Below are 9,723 nucleotides of genomic sequence, written 5' to 3'. Positions count from 1 at the left end.
GCCAGCCGTGGCCTCGTATTCCGTCGGCTGCTCGAACAAACCGTTGTCACCGGGCCTGTGACGGAAGCGCAAGTGATCCATGGCTACGACTGGTGACCACAAGATGTGGGGGGTGGAGGAGCAAACCGCCCACCCCGCAAAGAAAAAAGCGCCCGTAGGCGCTTGATTCTTCGACTTGATTGGTGGAGGCGGCGGGAATTGAACCCGCGTCCGCCGGCACTCGCCCCTTGGCTCTACATGCTTAGATTCGTCTTTTGATTTAACGCGACTGGCTCCGACGAGCAGGATCCGGCCCCGCGATTCTTCAGAGTTTTAACAACTGACGTGAAGACGCCGTCAGTCGCGATCCCATCAATCGTCGCTCGTATCCCCGCCGTGATGAATGGGCACATCACTTTGGGGCCGGGCTAGAAGCTAACAGCTGTTAGGCTGCCAGCGCGCCCTGAGCGTAGTTGTCGTCGTTTGCGACTATTAGTTCGTGATGTTGTATTTACGAGATACATCACGCTCTCGGCATGCACCGCAGGGATTGTCACCGGCGTCGAAACCGTGTCGCCCCCGTAACGCGCAGTCTATCAGACTGCGCGATCCTGTGACACCTCAGGCCTTGTTTTGTTCACGCATGATGCGGCCTTTCTGGCGCTGCCAGTCGCGGTCCTTCTCGGTGGCGCGCTTGTCATGCAGCTTCTTGCCGGTCACCAGGGCCAGTTCGCATTTCACCCGGTTGTGCTTCCAGTAGAGCTTGAGCGGCACGCAGGTATGTCCCTTCTCCTGGGTGCGCGAGAAGATCCGGGCGATCTCCTTGTGATGCAGGAGCAACTTGCGGGTGCGCGTGGGGTCGGCGACCTCGTGGGTGCTGGCCGTGTTGAGCGGCATGATGTGGCTGCCGAGCAGCCAGGCCTCGCCATTCTTGACCAGGATATAAGTGTCGGTCAGCTGTGCCTTGCCGGCGCGCATGCTCTTCACTTCCCAGCCGGCCAGCACTAGCCCGGCTTCGAAGCTTTCGTCGATGTGGTATTCGAAGCGCGCCTTCTTGTTCAAGGCGATGACGTTGCTGCCGGGCCCCTTGCCCTTGCCTTTCTTGTTGGCCATGTAACCTCGTATCGTGATCTGCCCGTTGCTGCCCTGCTTCGATATGGGGGGAAGCGTGGTACCATTCAAGGCGTGAAACAGGCGCTTATCATACGCCCTGGACACTGTGAAGTCAGCGGAGAGCGCAATGCCGACGGTCAATCGTTCCGCCATGGTGCGGCACACTCCCCGGGAAATGTTCGATCTGGTCAACGACTTCGAGCGCTATCCGGAATTTCTGCCGGGCTGTCGCCATGCGCGGCTCATCGAACATGATTCTGAACATCTGGTCGGGGAGATGACCCTGGGCCGGGCAGGCATCGAGCAGAGTTTCACCACCCGCAATGATCTCTACGAACCGGAGCGGATTGAATTGTCCCTGGTCAGTGGACCCTTCAAGCGCCTGCGTGGTCGTTGGCAGTTCACGTCCGTCGGCGAGGATGCCTGCAAGGTGAGCTTGGAAATGGAATTCGAGTTCGCCAACCGGCTGCTGGGCATGGCCTTCGGCCGGCTCTTCCAGCAGGTCGCGGGTCAGCTGGTCAATGCCTTCAGCCGCCGAGCGGATGATGTCTATGGTTGCTGAAGCCTCGATGCTCCATATCGAGGTGGCCTTCGCGCTCCCCGAACGCCAATGGATCATCGGCCTAGAGGTGCCGGCGGGGACCTCGGCTCGACAGGCGGTGGACCTGGCGATGCGTGAGCCATGCTTCCCGGAGCTGCCGCCCGATACCTCCCTCGAGACAGATCTTGGCATCTTCGGCAAGCACCTGAGCGACCCGGATCATCAGGTGCTTAGTGAGGGCGATCGCATCGAGATCTATCGCCCCCTCCAGATCGATCCTAAGACGGCACGGGCCGAGCGCGCAGTCCGCAAGCCGGGCTGATCCCCTGCCCGGATGGGCTGCGGGAGTGTCAGCCGGCAGAGAGCCTGTCGTCTTTCCGCTAGAGGTCGAGGGGTTGGCTGGCGGTTTCGCCACCTCGGGGAAGGGTGCCGCCTCTCTCGAACTCGGGTTCCCGACCGGGCATGGCGTCCAGCGGGTCGCTACCTTCCACATCGGGGCCAAGGCCATCCGCCCCGCGCAGCTTGATGTCGCTGTCGAACACGCCTTGCCGGTCCACGTTGACCAGGCGGTCGCCGTCGAAGGTCAGGGTGATTCGATGCTGTTCGATGCCCCCGTAGGCCTCGTCGAGACGGAAGACATAGTCCCACTGGTTGGCGTCGAAGGGCGCCTCGAGGAGCGGGGTGCCCATCACATTGACGACCTGGTTACGGCTCATGCCGGGCTGGAGTCGCTCGACCATGCCGGCGGTGACCAGGTTGCCCTGAGGGAGATCGCGCTTGTAGACCCCGAAGTAGCTGCAGCCACTGCTGAGCACCAGGGCCGCGGTTAGGGTGATGATTCCGGTTAGCTTTTGCATTTGCGCCTGTTCTTCACTATCGTGGATTCGGTCGATTATACCCGACCCTACCCGATACTGCGAAGAGCGACCATGGCCGACCAGAACCATGAATTGCGCAAGGCTGGTCTGAAGGTGACCCTGCCGCGCTTGAAGATACTGCAGATCCTGGAAAATGCCCCGGGTCAGCACCACCTCAGCGCCGAGGATGTCTACAAGGCACTGCTCGAGGCCGGTGAGGATGTGGGGCTGGCGACGGTTTATCGTGTGCTGACCCAGTTCGAGACCGCAGGACTGGTGATTCGACACAATTTCGACGGCGGGCATGCCCTCTTCGAGCTCTCTCAGGACGAGCATCACGATCACATGGTCTGCCTGGACAGCGGCCAGATCATCGAATTCTTCGACGAGACCATCGAACGTCGCCAGAAGGAAATCGCCGAAGAACACGGTTTCGAGCTGGTCGACCATGCATTGGTGCTCTATGTGCGTCCGGCAGGCTCCAAGGCGACGCGCCAGGAAGGTATCCAGAGGAAGTAACGGCCTTCTCGAGACGCGAGCCACCAAGCGGCCCCGATTCCCACGGATCGGGGCCGCTGCTTTTTCCATTCCCCATTGCCCCTGTTACCCATCGCCCCTGTTCCCCATTGCTCCTTGCCGGGTGGCGAGGCGGCTCAGTGGTGGGGCCCTTGGCTGGCATCCAGCATTTCCCTCGCATGGGCCAGGGTGCGGTCGGAGAGGTTGACGCCGCCGAGCATGCGGGCCAGTTCCCCGACCCGGCCGGCCTCGTCGAGCATGGCCATGCGCGTCTGGGTACTGTCTCGCTTGGCCTGCTTCTCGATGTGCAGGTGATGATGGGCCTGGGCGGCCACCTGGGGCAGGTGGGTCACCGTCAGGACCTGGCCCTGATCGCCGAGACGGCGCAGCAACTGGCCGACGATCTCCGCGGTGGCGCCGGAGACGCCCACGTCCACCTCGTCGAAGACCAGGCAGGGAATGGTCGAGTGCTGAGCCGCTACCACCTGGATGGCCAGGCTGATTCGCGACAATTCGCCACCGGAGGCCACCTTGGTCAGGGGGCGTGGGGGCTGGCCGGGGTTGGCGCTGATCAGGAAGCGAACCGTCTGGAGTCCGTCCATGGATGGCGAGGGGCGTTCCTCGACCTCCACGTCGAAGCGGGCCTTGTCCATGGCCAGGAAGGCCAGCTGCTTCTGGACGGACTTGGCGAAACGCACGGCGGCCTTGCGACGCGTCTCTCCCACCTTGCGCGCCTGGTCTCGCCAAGTATCACGAATCGCTTCCACTTCGGCGGAGAGGGTCTCGATGTCGCCATCGCCCCCTTCTAGGGCCTCGAGCTCGGCCTGGAGTTGGCCATGCAGGACGGTCACCTCTTCCGGCATCAGGTGGTGCTTGCGGGCGATGCGGTGGACCTCTGTCATTCGCTGCTCCACCCAGGCGAGCCGCTCCGGGTCGAGTTCGGTGCTGCCGGCGAAGTGGTTGAGCTCTCGGGCGGCCTCCTCGACCTGGATGCGCGCCTCGCCGAGCATCCCCAGCGCGTCGGCCAGGCTGCCGCGGTCGTTGCCGGGCAATGCCGTGAGGTGGTTGATCGCCCGGGTCAGCAGCGAGACGGCACCACCCTCGTCGTGGTCGCAGCAGTCGGCGGCGAACTGCGCCTCTCTCAGGCGCTCCTCTGCGTGGGCCAATTCTTCCTGTTCGTTCTCCAGTGCCTTCAATTCACCCTCGGCCAGGGCCAGCTGGTCGAGCTCCTCGACCTGATAGCACAGCAACTGGCGCCGGGCCTGAGCCTCGTCGCCATCCTCGGCCAGACGCTTCAGGCGCCGCCGGGCCTCCTGCCAGCGGCGAAAGGTCTCGCCCAGGGCGATGACATCTTCCTTGTGGCCGGCAAACTCATCGAGCAGGCGCAGGTGAGTCTCCTCGCGCAGCAGTGCCTGGTGGGCGTGCTGGCCATGGATCTCGATCAGGTGTTCGCCGAGGGCCTTGAGGTCAGAAACCGTGGCCGGCTGGCCGTTGATCCAGGCCTTGGAACGCCCGCTGGCGGTGACCACGCGGCGCAACAGGCAATCGTAGGCGGAAAGCTCGCGGGCCTCCAGCCAGGCGCGGGCTTCGGGTAGTGCCCTGATATCGAAGCGGGCGCTGAGGTCAGCCCGTTCGCTTTCGTGGCGTACGCTGCCGGTATCGGCACGCTCGCCAAGACACAGCCCCAGGGCGCCGAGCAGGATCGACTTGCCGGCACCGGTCTCACCGGTAATGGCCGTCATGCCGCCGGCAAGTTCCAGTTCGAGATGGTCGACGATGGCGAAATCGCCAATGGCCAGTTCTGTCAGCATGCTGCCTCCAGGGTTCTGGTGGAGGATGCCAGGCGAACTGGCTATCCGTACATGTATTGTCTTTTTATACAGTAGCCCATTCCGGTCGACAATGCCTCTTGCGTTGAGCGTGACCCTCATGGCTTGAGATCGACGAAGCCAGCCCCATATACCTGCCAAGGCGTATCCAAACATAAAGGCATGGCTTTCTGGCAACGCTTACGTTGCCCAACGAGATTCAGGAGATTCGTATGGCTAAAGAGCCGCAGACCCAGCTGGACGAGGAACTGGCCCGTCGGGAACAGGACGCCGACCCTCAGGCCGATCCCGCGGCCCTGGAGGGTGAGCTCGAAGAAGGTGATCTGGAAGAAGCCGTGGAAGGCGCCGATCAGGCCGCCGATGTCGACCTCGAGAGCCCCGAGGAACCCCCGGTCGAGACCGAGCAGGACCCTGAGGTCCTGGCGCTGACCGCCCGGGTCGAGGAACTCGAGCAGACCGTGGTCGATGCCAAGGACCAGCAGCTGCGTGCTGCCGCCGAGGCCCAGAACGTGCGCCGTCGCGCCGAGCTGGACGCAGAGAAGGCCCGCAAGTTCGCCCTGGAGAAGTTCGTGAAGGAGCTGCTGCCGGTGGTGGACAGCCTGGAGAAGGCCCTGGAGGCCATGCAGGATGGCGCCAGCGAAACCCATCGCGAGGGCGTCTCCATGACCCTCAAGATGCAACTCGACGTCCTGGAAAAATTCGGCGTCGAGATGGTCGAGCCTCACGGCGAACCCTTCGATCCCCAGTACCACGAGGCCATGGCCATGGTACCCAATCCCGAGATGGAGCCCAATTCGGTGATGGAAATCATGCAGAGGGGCTACCTGCTCAACGGTCGCCTGGTGCGTCCGGCCATGGTGGTGGTCAGCCAGGCCGCCAGCTGATGGGGGGGGGGGTGGACAAATGCGGGTCGCGGGTCTTGAAAAGCGTCCGACGGCCCCCAGATAGATGTCAACTCCGCGGCATACGCCGTAGAACACGATTTTCAGACATGCTGCAACGATTTTTGAGGAGCTCCTATGGGACGCATTATTGGTATTGACCTGGGGACCACGAATTCCTGTGTCGCCGTGCTGGATGGCGACAGCGCCAAGGTCATCGAGAACGCCGAGGGCGCGCGTACCACGCCGTCCATCATCGCCTATACCGATGACGGCGAGATCCTGGTAGGCCAGGCGGCCAAGCGCCAGGCGGTCACCAACCCCGAGAACACCCTGTACGCGATCAAGCGCCTGATCGGCCGTCGCTTCAAGGATGATGTCGTCCAGAAGGACATCAAGATGGTGCCCTACGGCATCTCCGAGGCCGACAACGGCGATGCCTGGGTCGAGGTGAAGGGCAAGAAGCTGGCACCGCCGCAGATCAGCGCCGAAGTGCTGAAGAAGATGAAGAAGACCGCGGAAGACTACCTGGGTGAGGAAGTCACCGAGGCGGTCATCACCGTGCCGGCCTACTTCAATGACAGCCAGCGTCAGGCCACCAAGGACGCGGGTCGCATCGCCGGTCTCGAGGTCAAGCGGATCATCAACGAGCCGACCGCGGCCGCCCTGGCCTATGGCATGGACAAGGCGCGTGGTGACAAGACCATCGCGGTCTATGACCTGGGCGGCGGCACCTTCGACATCTCCATCATCGAGGTGGCCGATGTCGACGGCGAGACCCAGTTCGAGGTCCTGGCGACCAACGGTGACACCTTCCTGGGTGGTGAGGACTTCGACCTCAAGCTGATCAACTACCTGGTCGACCAGTTCAAGTCAGACAGCGGCATTGACCTGTCCGGCGACAACCTGGCCATGCAACGCCTCAAGGAAGCCGCCGAGAAGGCCAAGATCGAGCTGTCCAGCGCCCAGCAGACCGACGTCAATCTGCCCTACGTCACCGCCGACAACACCGGGCCCAAGCACCTGAACGTCAAGGTGACCCGGGCCAAGCTGGAGTCGCTGGTGGAGGAGCTGGTCAAGCGCTGCATGGGACCGTGCAAGACCGCACTGGCTGACGCCGGTCTGTCAGCGTCCGAGATCGACGACGTGATCCTGGTCGGTGGGCAGACCCGCATGCCCATGGTGCAGAAGAGCGTGGCCGACTTCTTCGGCAAGGAAGCGCGCAAGGACGTCAACCCGGACGAGGCCGTGGCCGTGGGTGCTGCCATTCAGGGCGGCGTGCTGGGCGGTGACGTCAAGGACGTGCTGCTGCTCGACGTGACCCCGCTGACGCTGGGTATCGAGACCCTCGGCGGCGTGATGACGCCGCTGATCGAGAAGAACACCACCATCCCGACCAAGAAGACCCAGACCTTCTCGACCGCGGATGACAACCAGACGGCCGTGACCATTCACGTCCAGCAAGGCGAGCGCAAGCAGTCAAGCGGTAACAAGTCGCTGGGCCGCTTCGACCTGGCCGACATTCCGCCTGCACCGCGCGGCGTGCCGCAGATCGAGGTCGCCTTCGATCTCGACGCCAACGGCATCCTCAACGTTTCTGCCAAGGACAAGGCGACCGGCAAGGAGCAGTCGATCGTCATCAAGGCCTCCAGCGGTCTCTCCGAGGACGAGATCGAGCAGATGGTCCAGGACGCCGAGGCCCACGCCGACGAGGACAAGAAGTTCGAGGAGCTGGTACAGCTGCGTAACCAGGCCGACGGCATGGTCCACGCCTCGCGCAAGACCCTCGAGGAAGCCGGCGAGCATGCGGGCGAGGAGGAAAAGCAGGCCATCGAGACGGCCATCTCCGAGCTCGAGGAAGCGATCAAGGGCGACGACAAGGACGACATCCAGGCCAAGCTGGACAAGCTGACCGAAGCCTCCGGTAACCTGGCCCAGAAGATGTATGCGGCCCAGGCCGATGCCGCCCAGCAGTCCGAGGGTGGTGGCGATGAGGCTGGCGCCAAGCAGGAAGATGACGTGGTCGACGCCGAGTATGAAGAAGTCAACGACGACCAGAAGAAGCAGTAAAGCACGACATCTGAACCACGGATGACGCCAGCGCGGGGGCCTGACTCCCGCGTTGGTGTTTCCGCGGTACCGCGACGGAGGCGGACGGACCCATGTCCAAACGTGATTACTATGAGGTGCTGGGCCTGGAGCGCGGGGCCGACCAGAAGGACATCAAGAAGGCCTATCGGCGCCTGGCCCAGAAATTTCACCCGGACCGCAATCCCGACGACGACACGTCGGCAGAGAAGTTTCGCGAGATCTCCGAGGCCTACGAAATCCTCAGTGACAGCGAGAAGCGTGCCGCCTATGACCAGTTCGGCCATGCGGGCGTGGACGGCCAGGCCGGTGGCGGCGGCGGTTTCGGAGGAGGCGCCGGTGCCGGAGGCTTCAGCGATATCTTTGGCGATGTGTTCGGCGATATCTTCGGTGGTGGCGGCGGACGTCGCCATCCGAATGCCCCGGCCCGTGGCTCCGACCTGCGCTACAATCTCGAGCTCGACCTCGAGAATGCCGTGGCCGGCACCACCGTGGACATTCGCGTGCCGCGTCATATCGAATGCGAGCGGTGTGATGGAGGTGGCGCCGAACCTGGCTCCAGCAAGGACACCTGCCCGACCTGTAACGGCGTGGGTCAGGTGCGCATGCAGCAGGGCTTCTTCGCCGTGCAGCAGACCTGCCCGACCTGTCACGGCAGCGGTCAGCACATCAAGGTGCCTTGCCACAAGTGCAACGGCGAAGGCCGGGTACGCGAGACACGTACCCTCTCGGTGAAGATACCCGCCGGGGTGGATACCGGCGATCGCATCCGCCTCAACGGCGAGGGCGAAGCTGGCATCAACGGCGGCCCGCCGGGCGATCTCTACGTCCAGGCGGCGATCAAGTCGCACCACATCTTCCAGCGCGACGGCCGTCACCTGCAGTGCGACGTGCCGATCAACTTCGTCGATGCGGCCCTGGGTGGCGAGCTGGAAGTTCCGACCTTGGGCGGCCGGGTCAAGCTGAAGATCCCGCCAGAGACCCAGACCGGCAAGCTCTTCCGCCTGCGCGGCAAGGGCGTCAAGCCGGTGCGCGGCGGCCCTCCGGGCGACCTGCTGTGCAAGGTCGTCGTCGAGACCCCGCTCAAGCTCGACGAGCATCAGAAGGAACTGCTGCGCAACTTCCAGGAGAGCCTGGGTGGCAAGAACAGCCACTACCACTCGCCGAAGAAGTCGAGCTTCTTCGACGGCGTGAAGAAGTTCTTCGAGGACATGAAGCCCTGACCCTGAGTCAGGCATTCTGCCAGGAACGCACAGAGTCCCGGCCCCCAAAAGGGAGTCGGGGCTCTGTGCTGTCTGGGGCTCAGGCGAGTTTTTATCCTATATCGCTCATGTACTGGCGTGCAGACCGAAGGCCCTCGCTACAGCCAACCGGCGCGACGGAATCGGTGGTATAGCAGGCCGCAGGCACTTCCCATCACCAGCAGGGCGAGGGGGTAGCCGAGTCGCGAGTCCAGCTCCGGCATGTGGGTGAAATTCATGCCCCAGATGCCGGCCAGGATCGTGGCCACTGCGAAGATGGCTGCCCAGGCCGCCAACCGCTTGTGGACCTCTCCCTCGTCGATGGCCACCATCGAGAGGTTGACCTGGATGGCGGTGATGGTCATCTCGCGGATGGTATCCACCGCCGATTCGATGCGGTTCAGGTGGTCGTAGACATCACGGAAGTATTCCCGTGTCTTGCGGCACAGCGCCGGTACCCGGCCGCCGAACAGATGCGCCGCGGCCTCGCCCAGGGGCATGGCGGCATGCTTGAGCTTCATGGTCTGGCGCTTGAGCTTGTAGAGCCGCTCCAGGCTACGGCGGGCCGAGCCCCTGACGAAGATCTCGTCCTCGATGCTCTCGAGCTCGGCCTGCAGCGATTCGATGACCGGGAAGTAGCGGTCGACGATGGTGTCCATCAAGGCATAGAGCACGAAG

10 protein-coding genes and 1 other RNA gene are annotated in these 9,723 nt (G+C 63.3%); 6 read left to right on the top strand and 5 right to left on the bottom strand.

The features are described from left to right. Window positions 1-180: 180 nt before the first annotated feature. Both ssrA and smpB read right to left on the bottom strand, forming a co-directional pair. Window positions 181-560, bottom strand: a transfer-messenger RNA (tmRNA) gene (gene ssrA / locus ACESMD_RS07845). A 40-nt stretch (window positions 561-600) separates the two neighbouring features. Then, entirely contained in the window at window positions 601-1,092 is a 492-nt protein-coding gene (gene smpB / locus ACESMD_RS07840) for an SsrA-binding protein SmpB (protein WP_372611954.1), read from the bottom strand. Window positions 1,093-1,219: 127 nt separating this feature from the next. Here smpB and ACESMD_RS07835 point away from each other — a divergent pair, with 127 nt between their 5' ends. Together ACESMD_RS07835 and ACESMD_RS07830 are read left to right on the top strand one after the other, a co-directional pair. Beyond that, on the top strand, window positions 1,220-1,654 hold the full coding sequence (locus ACESMD_RS07835; protein ID WP_372611952.1) for a type II toxin-antitoxin system RatA family toxin: 435 nt from the start codon (window positions 1,220-1,222) through the stop codon (window positions 1,652-1,654). After that, window positions 1,644-1,955 carry an RnfH family protein gene (locus ACESMD_RS07830; RefSeq protein WP_372611950.1) on the top strand — a complete coding sequence of 104 codons (312 nt, stop codon included), beginning with the start codon at window positions 1,644-1,646 and terminating at the stop codon, window positions 1,953-1,955. Before ACESMD_RS07835 ends, ACESMD_RS07830 begins: the two co-directional genes overlap by 11 nt. 58 nt (window positions 1,956-2,013) lie before the next feature. Here the strand turns inward: ACESMD_RS07830 and ACESMD_RS07825 are convergent, their stop codons facing one another. After that, on the bottom strand, window positions 2,014-2,490 hold the full coding sequence (locus tag ACESMD_RS07825) for an outer membrane protein assembly factor BamE (RefSeq protein ID WP_372611948.1): 477 nt from the start codon (window positions 2,488-2,490) through the stop codon (window positions 2,014-2,016). A 72-nt stretch (window positions 2,491-2,562) separates the two neighbouring features. Here ACESMD_RS07825 and fur point away from each other — a divergent pair, with 72 nt between their 5' ends. After that, window positions 2,563-3,009 carry a ferric iron uptake transcriptional regulator gene (gene fur / locus ACESMD_RS07820; RefSeq protein ID WP_372611946.1) on the top strand — a complete coding sequence of 149 codons (447 nt, stop codon included), beginning with the start codon at window positions 2,563-2,565 and terminating at the stop codon, window positions 3,007-3,009. Window positions 3,010-3,143: 134 nt separating this feature from the next. Here the strand turns inward: fur and recN are convergent, their stop codons facing one another. Continuing rightward, on the bottom strand, window positions 3,144-4,817 hold the full coding sequence (gene recN, locus ACESMD_RS07815) for a DNA repair protein RecN (RefSeq protein ID WP_372611944.1): 1,674 nt from the start codon (window positions 4,815-4,817) through the stop codon (window positions 3,144-3,146). A gap of 230 nt (window positions 4,818-5,047) precedes the next feature. Here recN and grpE point away from each other — a divergent pair, with 230 nt between their 5' ends. The 3 genes from grpE (at window position 5,048) to dnaJ (ending at window position 9,027) form a co-directional block, all read left to right on the top strand. Further along, a complete protein-coding gene (grpE, locus tag ACESMD_RS07810; RefSeq protein WP_372611942.1) occupies window positions 5,048-5,719 on the top strand; it encodes a nucleotide exchange factor GrpE in 672 nt (223 codons plus the stop codon). Between the two features lie 135 nt (window positions 5,720-5,854). Then, window positions 5,855-7,786 (top strand): molecular chaperone DnaK, encoded by a 1,932-nt coding sequence (gene dnaK, locus ACESMD_RS07805; protein ID WP_372611940.1) that lies wholly within the window; start codon window positions 5,855-5,857, stop codon window positions 7,784-7,786. 92 nt (window positions 7,787-7,878) lie between these two features. After that, a complete protein-coding gene (gene dnaJ, locus ACESMD_RS07800; protein ID WP_372611938.1) occupies window positions 7,879-9,027 on the top strand; it encodes a molecular chaperone DnaJ in 1,149 nt (382 codons plus the stop codon). Between the two features lie 137 nt (window positions 9,028-9,164). On the opposite strand, the gene ACESMD_RS07795 is transcribed toward dnaJ, so the two are convergent. After that, window positions 9,165-9,723, bottom strand: a 559-nt coding sequence (locus ACESMD_RS07795; protein ID WP_372611936.1) for a CorA family divalent cation transporter, incomplete at its 5' end; no start/stop codon positions are given.

The organism is Halomonas sp. (assembly GCF_041689495.1).
Lineage (GTDB): Bacteria > Pseudomonadota > Gammaproteobacteria > Pseudomonadales > Halomonadaceae > Halomonas.
The sequence above is the reverse complement of the archived record's forward strand: the minus strand, read 5'-3'. Positions and strand labels throughout refer to the sequence as shown.